Annotated in this window: 18 protein-coding genes; 9 read left to right on the top strand and 9 right to left on the bottom strand. The window is 69.8% G+C overall.

Annotated elements, in window-relative coordinates; genetic code table 11:
- The first annotated feature begins 226 nt into the window (after positions 1 to 226).
- Genes EDD27_RS45865 through EDD27_RS45855 form a run of 3 tightly spaced genes read left to right on the top strand, consistent with a single transcriptional unit; the run spans position 227 to position 2,008 of the window.
- The gene (locus tag EDD27_RS45865; RefSeq protein ID WP_127938705.1) at positions 227 to 658 is read left to right on the top strand and encodes a phage holin family protein; all 432 of its coding nucleotides are present in this window, start codon (positions 227 to 229) and stop codon (positions 656 to 658) included.
- Positions 648 to 1,568 carry an alpha/beta fold hydrolase gene (locus tag EDD27_RS45860; RefSeq protein WP_127938702.1) on the top strand — a complete coding sequence of 307 codons (921 nt, stop codon included), beginning with the start codon at positions 648 to 650 and terminating at the stop codon, positions 1,566 to 1,568. The genes EDD27_RS45865 and EDD27_RS45860 overlap by 11 nt, the downstream gene beginning before the upstream one ends.
- Positions 1,565 to 2,008 carry a DUF309 domain-containing protein gene (locus EDD27_RS45855; protein WP_127938699.1) on the top strand — a complete coding sequence of 148 codons (444 nt, stop codon included), beginning with the start codon at positions 1,565 to 1,567 and terminating at the stop codon, positions 2,006 to 2,008. Before EDD27_RS45860 ends, EDD27_RS45855 begins: the two co-directional genes overlap by 4 nt.
- Positions 2,009 to 2,037: 29 nt before the next feature.
- On the opposite strand, the gene EDD27_RS45850 is transcribed toward EDD27_RS45855, so the two are convergent.
- Positions 2,038 to 3,228 carry a MarP family serine protease gene (locus EDD27_RS45850; protein ID WP_127938696.1) on the bottom strand — a complete coding sequence of 397 codons (1,191 nt, stop codon included), beginning with the start codon at positions 3,226 to 3,228 and terminating at the stop codon, positions 2,038 to 2,040.
- A gap of 80 nt (positions 3,229 to 3,308) precedes the next feature.
- On the opposite strand from EDD27_RS45850, the gene EDD27_RS45845 reads away from it, so the two are divergent.
- Positions 3,309 to 3,821: a HEAT repeat domain-containing protein gene (locus EDD27_RS45845; protein WP_127938693.1), complete on the top strand. Its 513-nt coding sequence runs from the start codon at positions 3,309 to 3,311 to the stop codon at positions 3,819 to 3,821.
- On the opposite strand, the gene EDD27_RS45840 is transcribed toward EDD27_RS45845, so the two are convergent.
- Both EDD27_RS45840 and nth read right to left on the bottom strand, forming a co-directional pair.
- Positions 3,810 to 4,451, bottom strand: coding sequence for an NUDIX hydrolase (locus EDD27_RS45840; protein WP_241564607.1), 642 nt, complete (start codon positions 4,449 to 4,451; stop codon positions 3,810 to 3,812). The two genes, EDD27_RS45845 and EDD27_RS45840, sit on opposite strands and share 12 nt — an antisense overlap.
- Positions 4,452 to 4,568: 117 nt before the next feature.
- On the bottom strand, positions 4,569 to 5,291 hold the full coding sequence (gene nth, locus EDD27_RS45835) for an endonuclease III (RefSeq protein ID WP_127938690.1): 723 nt from the start codon (positions 5,289 to 5,291) through the stop codon (positions 4,569 to 4,571).
- Positions 5,292 to 5,334: 43 nt separating this feature from the next.
- Between nth and EDD27_RS45830 the strand changes: the two genes are divergently transcribed.
- Positions 5,335 to 5,808: a hypothetical protein gene (locus EDD27_RS45830; protein WP_127938687.1), complete on the top strand. Its 474-nt coding sequence runs from the start codon at positions 5,335 to 5,337 to the stop codon at positions 5,806 to 5,808.
- Positions 5,809 to 5,935: 127 nt separating this feature from the next.
- Positions 5,936 to 6,616, top strand: coding sequence for a Crp/Fnr family transcriptional regulator (locus EDD27_RS45825; RefSeq protein WP_127938685.1), 681 nt, complete (start codon positions 5,936 to 5,938; stop codon positions 6,614 to 6,616).
- Here EDD27_RS45825 and EDD27_RS45820 read toward each other — a convergent pair.
- The 4 genes from EDD27_RS45820 to EDD27_RS55040 are packed head-to-tail and all read right to left on the bottom strand — an operon-like array spanning position 6,598 to position 8,847.
- Complete coding sequence (locus tag EDD27_RS45820) at positions 6,598 to 7,389, bottom strand: MBL fold metallo-hydrolase (RefSeq protein WP_127938682.1); 792 nt, start codon at positions 7,387 to 7,389, stop codon at positions 6,598 to 6,600. The two genes, EDD27_RS45825 and EDD27_RS45820, sit on opposite strands and share 19 nt — an antisense overlap.
- Positions 7,386 to 8,189, bottom strand: coding sequence for an NUDIX hydrolase (locus tag EDD27_RS45815; protein ID WP_127938679.1), 804 nt, complete (start codon positions 8,187 to 8,189; stop codon positions 7,386 to 7,388). Before EDD27_RS45815 ends, EDD27_RS45820 begins: the two co-directional genes overlap by 4 nt.
- Before the next feature lie 47 nt (positions 8,190 to 8,236).
- Positions 8,237 to 8,695 carry a RidA family protein gene (locus EDD27_RS45810; protein WP_127938676.1) on the bottom strand — a complete coding sequence of 153 codons (459 nt, stop codon included), beginning with the start codon at positions 8,693 to 8,695 and terminating at the stop codon, positions 8,237 to 8,239.
- Positions 8,692 to 8,847 carry a Sp36 family protein gene (locus tag EDD27_RS55040; protein WP_164904088.1) on the bottom strand — a complete coding sequence of 52 codons (156 nt, stop codon included), beginning with the start codon at positions 8,845 to 8,847 and terminating at the stop codon, positions 8,692 to 8,694. The genes EDD27_RS45810 and EDD27_RS55040 overlap by 4 nt, the downstream gene beginning before the upstream one ends.
- A gap of 77 nt (positions 8,848 to 8,924) precedes the next feature.
- Here EDD27_RS55040 and bagA point away from each other — a divergent pair, with 77 nt between their 5' ends.
- The gene (gene bagA, locus EDD27_RS45805; protein WP_127938674.1) at positions 8,925 to 9,926 is read left to right on the top strand and encodes an ATPase BagA; all 1,002 of its coding nucleotides are present in this window, start codon (positions 8,925 to 8,927) and stop codon (positions 9,924 to 9,926) included.
- Positions 9,923 to 11,050: an ATPase BagB gene (gene bagB / locus EDD27_RS45800; protein ID WP_127938671.1), complete on the top strand. Its 1,128-nt coding sequence runs from the start codon at positions 9,923 to 9,925 to the stop codon at positions 11,048 to 11,050. Before bagA ends, bagB begins: the two co-directional genes overlap by 4 nt.
- A 61-nt stretch (positions 11,051 to 11,111) precedes the next feature.
- On the opposite strand, the gene EDD27_RS45795 is transcribed toward bagB, so the two are convergent.
- Positions 11,112 to 11,408, bottom strand: a complete 297-nt coding sequence (locus EDD27_RS45795) for a WhiB family transcriptional regulator (RefSeq protein WP_020542548.1) — start codon at positions 11,406 to 11,408, stop codon at positions 11,112 to 11,114.
- A 242-nt stretch (positions 11,409 to 11,650) separates the two neighbouring features.
- On the opposite strand from EDD27_RS45795, the gene EDD27_RS45790 reads away from it, so the two are divergent.
- A complete protein-coding gene (locus EDD27_RS45790) occupies positions 11,651 to 13,924 on the top strand; it encodes a transglycosylase domain-containing protein (RefSeq protein ID WP_241564606.1) in 2,274 nt (757 codons plus the stop codon).
- Between the two features lie 367 nt (positions 13,925 to 14,291).
- Here EDD27_RS45790 and EDD27_RS45785 read toward each other — a convergent pair whose 3' ends face one another.
- Positions 14,292 to 14,750: a GatB/YqeY domain-containing protein gene (locus tag EDD27_RS45785; RefSeq protein WP_127938666.1), complete on the bottom strand. Its 459-nt coding sequence runs from the start codon at positions 14,748 to 14,750 to the stop codon at positions 14,292 to 14,294.
- Between the last annotated feature and the right edge of the window lie 13 nt (positions 14,751 to 14,763).

The following is a 14,763-nucleotide window of genomic DNA, read 5'->3' as shown; positions in this document are numbered from 1 at the left end:
GGAAGGGGTCGTGCCAAGGCCCCAGGTGGCGAACGCGCTCCGTCGAGGGGGCGGAACCGCACGACCCCGGCCTGGGCGTTATCTTCTCCGATCGGGTAGATCTGGGAGTCTAAGGAGGCTCCACCGCCGGGACATCGCGGCGATAGGCAGCACGTTCGGCTACGCGAGCGTCGCAATGCGCTGGATGATGATTGACACGGCCACCAGGCCTCGATAGGAGACGTTCATGCCGCAGACTCCCGAGGAAGAATCCCTGGGCTCCCTGGTCGCCCAGGCGAGCAGTCACATCTCGGACCTGGTCCGCTCGGAGATCGAGCTGGCCAAGGCCGAGTTCAGGTTCGACGCCAAGCGGGTCGGCATGGCGGGGGCCCTGTTCGCCGCGGCCGCGTTCAGCGCGCATCTGTGTCTGATCCTCGCCTCGTTCACCATCGCCTACGTGCTCGCCCAGTGGCTGCCCAACTGGCTGGCCTTCCTCATCGTGACCGTGGTTTACCTGGCGGGCGCGGGTGCCGCCGCGTTCTTCGGGTACCGGCGGCTCAAGGGTCTGGCCGGGATGAAGCGCACCGCCAGGTCGATCAAGGACCTGAAGGAGATCGCCTCTCCCGATGAGCACCTCCCCGCCGTACGCCCCGAGCCGGTGACCCGTGATGGCACCTGACGAGTCGGTCGTCCAGATCCCCGGGCCGTGGACGCACCGCACGGTGCACGCGGGCGGCACCCGCTTCCACGTCGTCGAGGCCGGCGAGGGACCGCTGGTCCTGCTGCTGCACGGGTTCCCGCAGTTCTGGTGGACCTGGCGACACCAGCTCGCCTCCCTGGCGCAGGCCGGATACCGGGCGGTCGCGGCCGATCTCCGCGGTTACGGCGGCAGCGACAAGCCGCCGCGCGGCTACGACCTGCCCACGCTGGCCGCCGACGCGGCCGGCCTGATCCGGGCCCTGGGTGAGACCGGGGCGATCGTGGTCGGGCACGACTGGGGCGGGCTGCTGGCCTGGACGATGGCCGCGCTCGACCCCAAGAGCGTGCGACGGCTGGTCATCGTGTCCTCGCCGCATCCGCTGCGGCTGCGCAGCGCCCTGCTGACCGACCCGTTCGGCCAGCTCAAGGCCAGTGCCCAGGCGCTGGGTTTCCAGCTGCCGCTGCTGCCGGAGCACCGGCTGAGGCGCCGCGAAGGGGCGATGGTCGGGCGGTTCCTCGACGAATGGTCGCGGCCCGGCTGGCCGGAGCCCGAGGAGGCGCGCACCTACCGTGAGGCGTTCAGGATCCCGGCCGTGGCGCACTGCGCGCTGGAGTACCACCGCTGGTTCGGCCGCTCACAGCTGCGTCCCGACGGCCGCCGCTACGCCCGCGCCATGCGCACCGAGGTCGAGGCGCCCACGTTGCACCTGCACGGCGCGCTCGACCCGAGGGTCCTGCCGCGTACGGCCCAGGGCTCGAGCCGCTACGTGGCGGCCCCGTACCGGTGGCGGCTGCTCGAAGGAGCGGGCCACTTCCCCCATGAGGAGATCCCTGACGTGTTCGACACCGAGCTGCTGGGCTGGCTGGCCGACCCGGAGCCCGACCGATGAGAGACCGCGATCCCGAGGGCAGGCCGCGCAACGCCAGACCGCGTGACGCGTTCGGCAGGCCGCTCCCCTACGGCTCGCCCGGCGTGGCCAGGGTTCCCGACGACTACGCGCCCACGACCGAGCAGGCTCTGGCCGACGGCCGCAGGTTCCTGAGCGAAGGGCTGCCGTTCAACGCGCACGAGGTGTTCGAGGGCCGCTGGAAGTGTGCCCCCGACGAGGAGCGCGACCTGTGGCAGGGCCTGGCGCAGATCTGCGTCGGGCTGACGCACCTGCAGCGCGGGAACGGGCGCGGCGCCGTGACGCTCTTCAGCCGCGGCGCGGCCAAGGCGCAGGCGTACGGGGGCGCGTACGACGCGGTGGGCAAGGCCGCCTCTCACCTGAGCCACGACAGCGACGCGGACGCGGCGATCGCCTTGATCCTGGAGAAGCTCCCCAGCTGACCGGCGAGGGAGTGCCGTCGTCTGGCGACCTAGTCGCACTCCTGCGTGCTGGCCGGCGTGGTGTCGTTGCGGCCGGCGGAGGCGTCCGGGGCGACCTCCTCGGCCGTCAGGACGTAGCCGGTCTCGGCCTCGTTGATCGCCGCGGCGAAGATCACGCCGTAGACGCGGCCGTCAGGGGTGAGCAGAGGGCCGCCCGAGTTGCCGGGCAGCACCTCGCCGCGGATCGCGTACACCTTGCGGGTGACGGTGTTCTCCCGGTAGATGTCGGGCCCTTCGGCGTCGAGCCGGCCGCCGATCCTGGCCGGTACGGCGGTGAAGCCCTTGCCCTTCGGGAAGCCGGCGATGATCGCGCCGTCACCCCGGCTGCCCTCGCCGTCGAAGGTGAGCTGCGGCAGGTCCAGCCCCGGTACGTAGAGCACGGCGATGTCGCGGCGCGGGTTGTAGCGGACGACCGTGGCCGCGTGCCGGACGTTGTTGTGGTCGATCACCTGCAGGTCCCTGGTCACGCCCGCGACCACGTGCGCGTTGGTCATGATCCGGCCGGCGGCGTAGACGAAGCCCGTGCCCTCGATGTGCTTGTTGCAGCTCTCCGCGTTGCCCTGCACCTTGACGATCGCCCGACGGGCCCGGTTGAGCCGGTTGCCCTGGAACACGCTCTGGTCCGGCGGCGGCACGTCGATCAGCGTGCCCGCGCCGATGGCGTCGAAGACGGGCGGGAACTCCGAGCGGTCGATGAACTTCTTGAACGGCTGCTGCCAGTTGCGTGCCGCCTGCGGGATCGCGTCGTCGACCGTGGTGAGCAGCGCGGAGTTCTTGACCTGGTCGACGAGCGGGGTGAAGGCCGTGGAGATGATCAGCGAGCCGATCAGCCAGGCGAAGACCAGCACGGACAGCGCGCTGGCGAAGGTGCCGCCGACCGCGTCGGCCATCTTCGCGGGCTCCCACGTGACGTGGCTGCGTACGACGGCGCCGATGGTCGAGGAGGCGAACTGGCCGATGGTGGCGGACAGGAACACGATCACGATCGCCAGCAGTGCCTGCGGCGTGTCACCGTCCACGACGGCCTTGGAGATGGGCGGCGCGATGAACACACCCAGCACGGCTCCGCCGGCGAACCCCACGAAGCTCATGACCCCGATGATGAAGCCTTGGCGATATCCCGATATGCCGAAGGCGATCATGAGGCCGATCAAGATGAGGTCAAGCAGATCACCGCGCACGCTTCAAAGGTAGCCAGCGATACGGTCAAGCGTGCACGTCTTCCGCCAGGACGGCGTCACCCCTGGCTACCTTGAGCGGTATGCCGCCGGCCGAGGGAACAGTGCGCGATCTGATCGACGCAGCTCTACGGGACAGCGATCCCGACGGCCCGCTGCGCTGGCACGTCATCTCCGTGCTGCGTCAGCGCGGCGATCTGGAGTCCTTCATCGAGGCGCGGCGGTTGTGCGCCTCCGAGATCGTGCCCGAGCGGCTGCTCGGGGTGGACATCATGGGGATGTTGGGGCCGTTCGTGGACCGTACGCTGCCGGTGCTGCGTTACCTGGCCGCCAGCGAGGACGACGCCATGGTGCTCTACTCGGTGCTGATCGCGTTCGGCCATCTGGGCGACCCGCGCTCGCTGCCGTCCGTGATCGACCTGGCCGGCCACGACGACGCCAGGGTCAGGTACGGCGCCGCGTACGCGCTGCAACACGTGCTCGGCGACCCGCCGGACCCGGCGGGCCTGGACGCGCTGCGCATGCTGGCCGACGACAGCGATGCCGACGTGGCGGGTTGGGCCTCCCTGGGCGTGACGCTCCGGTCAGCGCGCTAGCTTGACCACGTCAGGAGGCAGTTCCTCGATCCGCGAGGAATCCCACGGCCTTTCGAGCCCCGCCTCGCGTAGCACCGAGTCCAGGATCATCGCCGTGAACCCCCACACCAGCATGCCCCGTACCCGGAACGCCGGTCCCGCCATGCCGCTGGGGTGCCGCAACATGATCCGGTTGTCCGGGTCGACCAGCTCGGCGATCGGCACCCGCTCCACGGAGTCGACCTCATCGGGTGAGGCCGCGTGCACCGCCGACGGCTCACGCCACCATGCGATCACCGGCGTGACCCGGTTGTCGCTGTGATTGAGGTAGAGCTCCGACAACGTGCACAACACGTCGACCCCGCGCGGGTCGACCCCGGTCTCCTCCTCCGCCTCGCGCAGAGCCGCCTCGATCGGGCCGCCGTCGTCCGGGTCCACGCCGCCGCCGGGGAAGGCGGGCTGGCCCGCGTGCCTGCGGCCGCGCGTGCTGCGCTGGATGAGCAGCACGTCAGGCCCGTGCGGCCCCTCTCCGAACAACATCAGCACCGCCGCGGCCCGCCCGCGCCCGGCGGGGGGTCGCATGTATCGGGGGACTTGGGTCTGCTGCGCTTGCGCCGCCAGTCTGTGGAGCCAGTCGGGCACTTGGGTCACGCATCCTCCAACACGCCGGGGCTTCCGTCACTTCCCCACCCCTACACCACCACACTTCGGCCGAGGTCCCCTTGAGGACGTACAGGGGCGCCGCTGCGCCGGTGGGTTCTCCGTCGGTCAGGAGAAGGGGCCGGGTCTGACGAGCTTCTGGGCCTCGGCGGCCGCGGTGGGGCCGGTGCCGTACGAGGGGCAGAGGGCGGTCAGCGGGCAGACGCCGCAGGCCGGGCGCCGGGCATGGCAGATGCGGCGGCCGTGCCAGATCACCCGGTGCGAGAAGATCGTCCACTCCCGCTTGGGCAGCAACTCGCCCACGACATGCTCGATCTTGACCGGGTCGGTCTCCTCGGTCCAGCCGAAGCGGCGCACCAGCCGCTGGAAGTGCGTGTCGACCGTGAGCCCCGGCACGCCGAACGCGTTGCCCAGCACCACATTGGCGGTCTTGCGGCCCACCCCAGGCAGCTTGACCAGGTCCTTCAGCTTGCCCGGCACCTCGCCGCCGTGCCGCTCGCAGATGGCCTGCGCCATGCCGATGATGCTGTTGGTCTTCGCGCGGAAGAATCCGGTCGAGCGGATGATCTCCTCCACGTCGGACCGGTCCGCAGCGGCGTAATCCTCGGCCGTCGGATATTTCGCGAAGAGGATGGGGGTCACCATGTTGACCCGCTTGTCCGTGCACTGCGCGGAGAGGATCGTCGCGACCAGCAGCTCGAGGGGGTTGCGGAAGTCGAGCTCGCAGTGCGCGTCCGGGTACGTCTCCGCGAGGATGCGGTTCATCTTGCGCGCCCGCCGCACCAGTGCCAGCTGGGTCTCCGGCTTGCGCCCCGCCGGGTTCGTCGCCATGCCGCAAGGGTAGCCATAAAGGTTTGAACCCTGGACCGCCTCGATGACGTACAACCTGGCGACACGGGAGGCGGTGGCCATGAGCGGTCAGGGCGCGGCGCTTGCGGACTTCGTTCGGCACTCGGGACCGTTGCGCGGGCAGGCGCTGCACCGCCTCGCCATCGCCTGCGCCGCCGCCCTGGCCAGGCTGCACGGACGCGGCACGTCCGGGCTGCGGCTCACCCCAGAGAGCGTGGCGCTCGGCACGCGCGGTCAGGTGCTCATCGGCCGGCATCCGACCGCGGGCGGTTCGGTGGCGGAGGACGTACGGGCCTGGGCCGACCTCGTGGTGTTCGCCGCGACCGGCGTCCAGGACGGCGATCGCGCGGTCCTGCCTCCCGCGTTGCGCATCGCGGTCGAGCAATGCCGCCATCCCGACGCGGCGGCCCGCCCGAGGGCCGCGGACCTGCTGCGCGTCCTCCTCGGCCACACCGTGGCGGCGGCCGTGGCCTCTGTCGACGACCTGCTCGCCTCCTAACCAGGGGCTTCCGGTAGTTTTCCCCTGGATACGGCTCATCGTTACGAACCAGAACACTCCGGCATTCCCATAGCCTGTGTGTGCCGCTTCGAGTGGGGTGAGTCACAATGGCAGCAGAGGAGGCAGAGTGAACACCGAAGATGTGCTGGGCAAGGCCCCCCTGTTCGCCGCGCTGGACCGCGAGAGCGCCGCGGCGCTGCGCACCAGCATCACCGAAGTCCAGCTGTCCAAGGGACAGACGCTCTTCCACGAGAACGAGACCGGCGACCGGCTCTACGTCGTGCTCGAAGGCAAGATCAAGCTTTCCCGCACCGCGCCCGACGGCAGGGAAAACCTGCTGAGCGTGCTCGGGCCGAGCGAGATGTTCGGCGAGTTGTCGTTGTTCGACCCGCGGCCGCGCACGGCCACGGCGACGGCGCTGACCGAGGTGCGGCTGGCAGGCCTCGGCCACGACGATCTGCGCCCGTGGCTGACCGGCCGTCCCGAGGTGGCGCTGCACCTGCTGCGCGCGCTCGCGCAGCGGCTGCGCCGCACCAACGACGTGCTGGCCGACCTGGTGTTCACCGATGTGCCAGGACGGGTGGCCAAGCAGCTGCTCGACCTGGCCGAGCGGTTCGGCACCAGGACCGAGGACGGCCTGCGGGTGCACCACGACCTCACCCAGGAGGAGCTGGCCCAGCTCGTGGGCGCCTCCCGGGAGACGGTCAACAAGGCCCTTGCCGACTTCGCCCAGCGCGGCTGGCTGCGCATCGAGGCCAAGGCCGTGGTCATCCTGGACATGGACCGGCTCTACAACCGCTCCAGATAGTCCAGCTGCGCCCGCACCGACATCTCGGCGGCCGCCCAGAGTGACCTGTCGACGTCGGCGTACACGATGCGGACGATCTCGCGCGGCGTGCGCGCGCCCTGTGCCTGCGCCGCCCTGATCTGGTCGAGCCGCTCGCGCCGGTGCGCGATATAGCCGTCCAGCGCCCCGATCGGGTCCGGGAGCACGGGGCCGTGCCCGGGCAGCAGCGCCTGCGCCTCCAGGCCCTCCGCCGCCGCCCTGAGCCGGTCGAGGCTGCGCAGGTAGTCGGCCAGGCCGCCGTCCTGGGCGATGATCGTGGTGCCCCGGCCGAGCACCGTGTCGCCGGTCAGCATGGCCCGGTCGGCGGGCAGCCAGAAGCACAGCGAGTCGAACGAGTGGCCCGGGGTGCCGTACACGTGGATCTCCAGGCCGGCCACGGTCACCACGTCGCCGTCCGCCAGGCCCTCGTCGCCGAGCCGGTGGCGCGGGTCCAGGGCGCGTACGGGGGCGTGCACCATCCCGGCGAAGCTCTTGGCGCCGCCGCTGTGGTCGAAGTGCCCATGGGTCAGCAGGATCTGGGTGACGCGGCGGCCTACCAGGTGGTCACGGACGCGGCGCAGGTGCCGGTCGTCGTCCGGCCCGGGGTCGACGACGATCACCTCTTCGCCGGCGCCGATCACCCACGTGTTGGTGCCGTCGAGCGTCATGATCGACGGGTTGGGGGCGAGCAGGTTCTCGGCGTGCTCCGTACGCGAGCCGTCGGGCGTGTCCAGCGGAATATGCAGGCCGCTCATGTTGTCACCAGCCGCATCTCGCCCTCGATCTCCACGGCCCGCGGCATGATGGTCACGATCTCCCGGTGCGCGGCCAGGACGCCGGCCACGCTGTCGTACCCCGACAACTCGGACAGCGTGTGGTACGTCGGCGGCATCAGGAAGATCTCCCCCCGGTGCGCCGACTCGATCGCCTCGGCCGGGCGCCGCCACGCGACCTGGTCGGCCTCGCCGCCGACGTCGCGGGTGCGCTGGCCCTCGGGCAACACGGCGACGAAGAACCGGGTGTCGAAGCGCCGTTGCTCGATCTCCGGCGTGATCCAGTGCGCCCAGGGCTTGAGCAGGTCCGACCGGAGCACCAGGCCGCGCCTGGCCAGGAAGTCGGCGAAGGCCAGGCTCCGGTCGATCAGCGCCAGCCGGTCGGCCTCCCAGTCGTCCCCCGTCGTGTCCGCGACCACGGAGTCCGGGCCTGGTCCGGCCAGCAGCACGCCGGATTCCTCGAACGTCTCCCGTACGGCCGCGCAGACCAGGCCGCGCGCGACCCGCTCGCTCGCGTGGAACACCGTGCCCCACTCCGCGGGCGACGGCCCGGCCCACGCCACGGCCTGGTCGGTGTCGCGGGCGTCCACCGACCCGCCGGGGAAGACGTACGCACCCGCCGCGAAGGCCATGGTCGACTTACGCCGCAGCAGATAGACCTCGACCCCATCCCTGAGAATCACCACCGTGGCGGCGTCCCGTGTGGGCACCGGCTCCACCCGTCCGGCGAGAATCTCCCTGGCCCGCGCGGCAAGCTCGGCTGGAAGCGGAAATCCGGTCACATGACCTCCTTCTAGAACATCACTCGGTCATGGTGACATATCCCCGCTCAGGCGACTTCGGCGATCACCTCCACCTCCACGGGCACGTCGAGCGGCAGCGCGGACACACCCACCGCGCTACGCGCGTGCTTGCCCGCCTCCCCGAACACCTCGGCGAACAACTCGCTCGCGCCGTTGCCGACCTTCGGCTGCTCACTGAACGCCGGATCGCTGGCCACGAACACGACGACCTTGACGATGCGCCTGATGCGCCCCAGATCGCCGACCTCCGACTTGAGCGCGGCGAGGACGTTGAGCCCGCAGATACGGGCCATCTCGGCGCCTTCCTCGGTGGTCAGCTCCGCACCCAGCTTGCCGGTCCTGGCGGGCTTGCCGTCGACCAGGGGCACCTGGCCGGAGGTGTAGACGAGGTCGCCCGTGCGTACGGCCGGCACGTAGGCCGCCACCGGCTTCGGCACCTCGGGCAGCGTCAGGCCGAGCGCCTCGAGGCGCTCCTCGGGCGTCACTGCTTCTCCCGCTTGAAGTAGGCGACCAGCTGCTCGGGCGAGGCGCCCTGCAGGATCTGGACCAGCTCCCAGCCGTCCGACCCGAAGTTGTCGAGGATCATCTTCGTGTTGTGGATCAGCACCGGGGCTGTGAGGTACTCCCATTTCTTCATGACGGTCACATTAGTGTGAGCAATCTCAAAGGGTGGTCACCGGCTTTCGACAAGTGACCGTTCGGTAGCCTCGAAACGTGGACTCTCCGGACACGGACTGGGCCGGCGTACGGCTCCACGTCGTCACTGGAAAGGGCGGCACGGGCAAGACGACCGTCGCCGCCGGCCTCGCCTTGGCACTGGCCTCGGGCGGGCGCAAGGTGCTCCTGGTGGAGGTGGAGGGCAGGCAGGGCATCGCACAGATCTTCGACCTGCCGCCGCTGCCTTACGAGGAGCGCAGGATCGCCGTCGCGCCGTCCGGCGGCGACGTGTACGCGCTGGCGATCGACCCCGAAGAGGCCATGCTCGAATACATGGAGATGTTCTACGGGATGCGCAGGGCCGGCCGGGCGCTGACCAAGATGGGCGTCGTCGACTTCGCCACCACCGTGGCGCCGGGCTTCCGCGACGTGCTGGTCACCGGCAAGACCACGGAGGCGGTCCGCAGGCGGGCCAAGAACGGCCGCCGGGTCTACGACGCGGTCGTGCTGGACGCGCCGCCCACCGGCCGCATCACGCGCTTCCTGAACGTCACCAAGGAGGTCGCCGGGCTGGCCAAGGTGGGGCCGATCAAGAACCACTCGGACCTCGTCAGCGGTGTCGTGAAATCTCCTGAGACGGCGGTGCATTTCGTGACGCTGCTGGAGGAGATGCCCGTTCAGGAGACACTCGACGGCATCGCGGAATTGCGTGCGGCCGGGCTGCCCGCCGGCGGGATCTTCGTCAACATGGTCCGCGAATCACTGCTCCCCCAGTCGGCTCTTGACACGGCTGTCAAGGGCCGGTTCGACGTCGGGGAGCTCGTGCTCGGGCTCAAGGCGGCAGGGCTGGCCGACGGCGCGGAGGCCACGACGCTGGCCGAGGCGCTCGCCGACGAGGTGGCCGAGCACGCCCGCCGTACCCAACTGGAAGAGGCCGAGCGCGAGTCGCTGGCCGAGGCCGGCCTGAAGAGGTACGAGCTGCCGCTGCTGGCCGACGGCGTGGACCTGGCAGGACTGTACGAGCTGGCAGAGAGCATCCGCACCCAGGGAGCAGCGTGAAGAAGCCCGCCCGACTGGACATCGACGCGATCCTCGACGACCAGGGCACCAGGATCATCGTCTGCTGCGGCGCCGGCGGCGTGGGCAAGACCACCACCGCGGCGGCGCTCGGGCTGCGTGCGGCCGAGCGCGGCAGGTGCGCGGTCGTGCTGACCGTTGACCCGGCCCGGCGGCTGGCCCAGTCGATGGGGCTCACCGAGCTGGACAACACTCCGCGGCTGATCAGCTCCCCAGATGGCGACGGCCAGCTCTACGCCATGATGCTCGACATGAAGCGTACGTTCGACGAGATCATCGAGGCGCACGCCGATCCCGAGCGGGCCCGCCAGATCCTGTCGAACCCTTTCTACCAGTCGCTCTCCTCCAGCTTCTCGGGCACGCAGGAGTACATGGCCATGGAGAAGCTGGGCCAGCTGCGCCGCTCCGACGAGTGGGACCTGATCATCGTGGACACGCCGCCGTCACGCTCGGCGCTCGACTTCCTCGATGCTCCCGAGCGGCTCGGGCGGTTCCTGGACGGCCGGTTCATCCGGCTGCTGACCGCACCGGCCAAGGCCGGGGGGCGCAGCGCGTTCCGGCTGCTCAACGCCGGGTTCGGGCTGATGGCCGGGGCCATGACCAAACTGCTCGGCGCGCAGGTGATCAAGGATCTGCAGACGTTCGTGTCCGCGCTCGACGCCGTGTTCGGCGGGTTCAGGCAGCGTGCGGACATGACGTACCGGCTGCTGCAGGCCCCCGGCACGGCCTTCCTCGTGGTGGCCGCGCCGGAGCGCGACGCGATGCGCGAGGCGTCCTACTTCGTCGAACGGCTCGCCGAGGAACGTATGCCCCTGGCCGGCCTGGTGGTCAACCGGGTGCACATGTCCCCCGCCGTCGCGCTCTCAGCGGCCCGTAGCGCCGCCGCGGCCGAGGACCTGGAGTCCCGGGGCGAACACGAGCTGACCGCCGCCGTGCTGCGGCTGCACGCCGGTCGGATGCAGCTCACCGCCCGCGAGAGCCGCGAGCGGGAACACTTCGTCTCGGCCCACCCCACGGTGCCCGTGGCGCAGGTCCGCGCCATGTCCGAGGACGTTCACGATCTTGCCGGATTGCGGCAGATCGGCGAGCTGCTGGCGAGCACGTAGAAATCTCATAGAAGTACGGCCGGCGGACGGCGCCGGCCGTACACGGCTCGCCGGGCTTGGATCAGCCCGCGATCAGCTCATTGGTTCGCTCGTACTCTTCCTTCGCCGACTCGAGCAGCTCTCGCCACGAGTCCACGTCGGGCCGCCTTCGCAGCAGCGCGCGACGTTCCCGTTCGGTCATACCGCCCCACACCCCGAACTCGATGCGGTTGTCCAGCGCATCGGCGAGGCACTCAGTACGGACCGGGCAACCCCGGCAGATGAGCTTCGCCCTGTTCTGCGCGGCGCCCTGCACGAACAGGGCATCCGGATCCGCACCTTTACAGGCGGCACGGGAGGTCCAATCCGTGATCCACATTTTCGACCCCACTCCCCTTAGGTGGTCAGTCGTCATTTGGGGCCGACGGGCGCGGGCGCCGAGCCTCCGTATTCAGTTGCCGCAGAGGAGAACGTACGCAACGAGACGTTCGGGCCGACAGACCCCAGAGGACCAAATTCTCGCGGCCATCTTGACCGGGAATGACTAGTCACCCCCGCCAGTCAAGGCGAAATGGGCCCCGGATACCGAAAACGTCAGGCTTTCCACGTACTCTTGGTAGCGTGCAAGCGCAGCGCAAAGATCGCTCCAACCCCGTCTTGGCCCTCCTGCGTCTGATCATCGCGGGGACGGCCGCGGGGGTGCTCGCGGCCGCCGTGGCCCTGCCTGCGGTCGGCGGCGCAGGAGTGTCGGCGAAGAGCGCGGTCGAGGCCCTGGACCTCAAGCCCGAAGAGCTCGACGAGCCTCCTCTTCCCGAGCGCACGATCCTGCAGGACTCCAACGGCAAGGAGATCGGGCGCTTCTACTACGAGAACCGCCAGTCCGTGTCGCTCGACAAGGTCGCCCCGATCATGCGGACGGCCCTGATCGCGATCGAGGACTTCCGTTTCTACCAGCACGGGCCGATCGATGTGGAAGGAACGGCCAGAGCGCTCGTCAAGAATTTGACGCAGGGCGGCGTGACGCAGGGCGGCTCGTCGATCACCCAGCAGTACGTCAAACAGGTGCTGGTCAACAAGGCCGAGACGCCGGAGGAGCAGGCGGCGGCCATCGCCCCCACGGTCTCCCGCAAGCTGGCCGAGCTGCGCTACGCAATGGCGATCGAAAAGAAATACACCAAGGACCAGATCCTCGAGAAATATCTGAACATCGCCTACTTCGGCGCCGGCGCCCACGGCATCCAGGCCGCGGCCAAGCGCTTCTTCGACAAGCCCGCCTCCGAGCTCACCCTCGTCGAGGCCGCCACGCTGGCCGGCGCCGTACAGAACCCCGCGAGGACCGACCCCAACGTCGGCCCCGAGTCGCGGCAGCGCCTGCTGGACCGGCGCAACACCGTCCTCGACCGGATGCTCGAGCTCAAGATGATCACGCCGCAGGAGGCCGCCGAGGCCAGGGCGAAGAAGCTGGGCTACAAGGACGTCGAGTTCCCCGGCGGCTGCGAAGCCAGCAAATATCCCTACTTCTGCCTCTACGTCCAGTACGAGATCCTCAACAACGAGGAGTTCGGCAAGAACCCGGACGAGCGCAGGAAGCTGCTCCAGCGGGGCGGTCTGACGATCAAGACCACGATCGACCCCAAGATGCAGGCGGCCGCGGACAAGGCCATCAAGAAGTACGTCTCCCGCAAGGACAAGCCCGTGGCCTCGCAGGCCATGGTCGTCCCCGGCACCGGCGAGATCAAGGCGATGGCCGCCTCGCGGACGTTCGGCGGGAGCAAGAAGAAGAACGAGATGAGCTACAACATTGTGGCCGACGCGGCACACGGTGGCGGCACGGGCTTCCAGCAAGGCTCGACCGCGAAGGTCTACACGCTGGCCACGGCGCTCGAGGAGGGCATGAAGTACGGCGACGGCTTCCCCTCCCCAGCGGGCTACAAGGCCAACGGCTACAGCGCGTTCAAGAACTGCAAGGGCCAGAACGTCGGCGACCCGTCGCACACCGTGCGCAACTCCAGCGAGAGCAGCGCCGGCTTCAAGACCCTGGAGAGCGGCACCTGGGGCTCGGTCAACACCTTCTTCGTGAAGCTGCAGGAGAGGGTCGGGCTCTGCAGCGTGGTCAAGATGGCCAAGAAGCTCGGGGTCAAGCGGGCCGACGGGCAGAAGCTGTCGGAGGTGGAGACGTTCACGCTGGGGGTCAACGAGGTCGACCCGATCACGATCGCCAACTCCTACGCGGTGTTCGCCTCCCGCGGCAAATACTGCAAGCCGCTGGCCATCACCGAGATCAAGGACAGGAACGGCAAGGCCAAGCAGTACAAGCCCAAGTGCTCGCAGGTCCTGGAGGAGGAGGTCGCCGACGCGGTCAACGGCATCCTGTCCGGGGTCTTCACCAAGGGCACGATGCAAGGGGTCGGCGGCATCGGGCGGGACGCGGCCGGTAAGACCGGGACCACTGACGACTACATGTCGGCCTGGTTCGCCGGCTACACGCCGAACCTCGCCTCCGCGGTCAGCCTGGGCGACCCGCGCGGCGCGGCCGGCCACAGGCTGACGAGCATCACGATCGGCGGGACGTACTACCCGCAGGTCTTCGGCGCCACGATCTCAGGGCGGATCTGGAAGGACTCCATGATCGCGGCCTTGAAGGGAATCGAGGCGGTCGAGTTCACGGCGGTGGACCGGTCGCGGTTCGGCGGGTGCACGGAGCACTGCGCGCCCAAGCCCAAGAAGGAGAAGAAGGACGAGGAGGGGCCCGGAGACGGGGACCCGTTCGACATCTTCGACCCGCCGGACAACGGCGACGGGCCGCCTGGTGACCGCGGCGGCCCGGGCAACGGCGACGGCCCGGGCGGCAACGGCCGCGGCGACGCCGGCCCGGTTATCTCCCCCGGCGACTGATCCGGCCACCCACCACGGGCCCGCGCAAGAGTCGCCGCGGGCCCGTACGAGGGTCGCCACGCCGCAGGAGGTGATCGACGCCGCGGGCCCGTACGAGGTCACTACAGGCCCGCACGAGGGCCACCACGGGCGGCAAGCCCAGCCACGGGCCTCCGACACCGTCGTCTGACCGCCGTCCGTCCGTTTGATCGCCGCCGCCGCTTCCCGCACCTCATCGCGATCGCCGTCGCCGCCGCTTCCCGCACCTCTACTCTCGGCCCCCTGCCGAGGGACCTGCACCGAAGCGTGCTGGGTAGGACGAGCGCCAGCAGGGAGGGGCCGGCGGGTGAGGCTGTCAGCCGACGGGAAAGGCAGGCAGGTGGGACCGTCAGCCGGCGGCCAGGCGGGCCCGGACGGTGGCGGCCACCCGACCCCCCTCAGCCCGGCCCGCGACCTTCGGATTGACCGCCTTCATGACCTGCCCCATGGCCTGCGGCCCGGAGGCGCCGACCTCGGCGATGGCGGCGTCCACGAGCTGAACCAGCTCCTCGTCGGACAGCTGCGCCGGCAGGTATTCCTCCAGCACCGCCTGCTCGTCCAGCTCCGCCTGGGCCTGCTCGGCGCGCCCGGCGTTGCTGAACGCCTCCGCCGCCTCCCGCCGCTTCTTGGCCTCCTTGGTCAGCACCTTGATGATCTCGTCGTCGGACAGCTCCCTGGCCTCCTTGCCAGCGACCTCCTCGACGTTCACCGCGGCCAGTGCCATGCGAATCGTCCGGAGACGTACCTCGTCCCGGCTCTTCAGCGAGGCCGTCAGATCGGCCTTCAGCTTGTCTTTCAATGCGCTCATGCGGTCCATCTTG

It is taken from the genome of Nonomuraea polychroma (genome assembly GCF_004011505.1).
Lineage (GTDB): Bacteria > Actinomycetota > Actinomycetes > Streptosporangiales > Streptosporangiaceae > Nonomuraea > Nonomuraea polychroma.
This window is presented reverse-complemented; position numbering and strand designations above follow the sequence as displayed.

Bases quoted from the DNA above. Each gene is read 5' to 3' on its own strand.
- EDD27_RS45830 (WP_127938687.1), top strand. From the start codon at position 5,335: ATGACGTACAACCTGGCGACACGGGAGGCGGTGGCCATGAGCGGTCAG.
- EDD27_RS45820 (WP_127938682.1), bottom strand. From the start codon at position 7,389: ATGAGCGGCCTGCATATTCCGCTGGACACGCCCGACGGCTCGCGTACG.
- EDD27_RS45860 (WP_127938702.1), top strand. From the start codon at position 648: ATGGCACCTGACGAGTCGGTCGTCCAGATCCCCGGGCCGTGGACGCAC.
- nth (WP_127938690.1), bottom strand. From the start codon at position 5,291: ATGGCGACGAACCCGGCGGGGCGCAAGCCGGAGACCCAGCTGGCACTG.
- EDD27_RS45795 (WP_020542548.1), bottom strand. From the start codon at position 11,408: ATGTGGATCACGGATTGGACCTCCCGTGCCGCCTGTAAAGGTGCGGAT.
- EDD27_RS45845 (WP_127938693.1), top strand. From the start codon at position 3,309: ATGCCGCCGGCCGAGGGAACAGTGCGCGATCTGATCGACGCAGCTCTA.
- EDD27_RS55040 (WP_164904088.1), bottom strand. From the start codon at position 8,847: ATGAAGAAATGGGAGTACCTCACAGCCCCGGTGCTGATCCACAACACG.
- EDD27_RS45855 (WP_127938699.1), top strand. From the start codon at position 1,565: ATGAGAGACCGCGATCCCGAGGGCAGGCCGCGCAACGCCAGACCGCGT.
- EDD27_RS45865 (WP_127938705.1), top strand. From the start codon at position 227: ATGCCGCAGACTCCCGAGGAAGAATCCCTGGGCTCCCTGGTCGCCCAG.
- EDD27_RS45785 (WP_127938666.1), bottom strand. From the start codon at position 14,750: ATGAGCGCATTGAAAGACAAGCTGAAGGCCGATCTGACGGCCTCGCTG.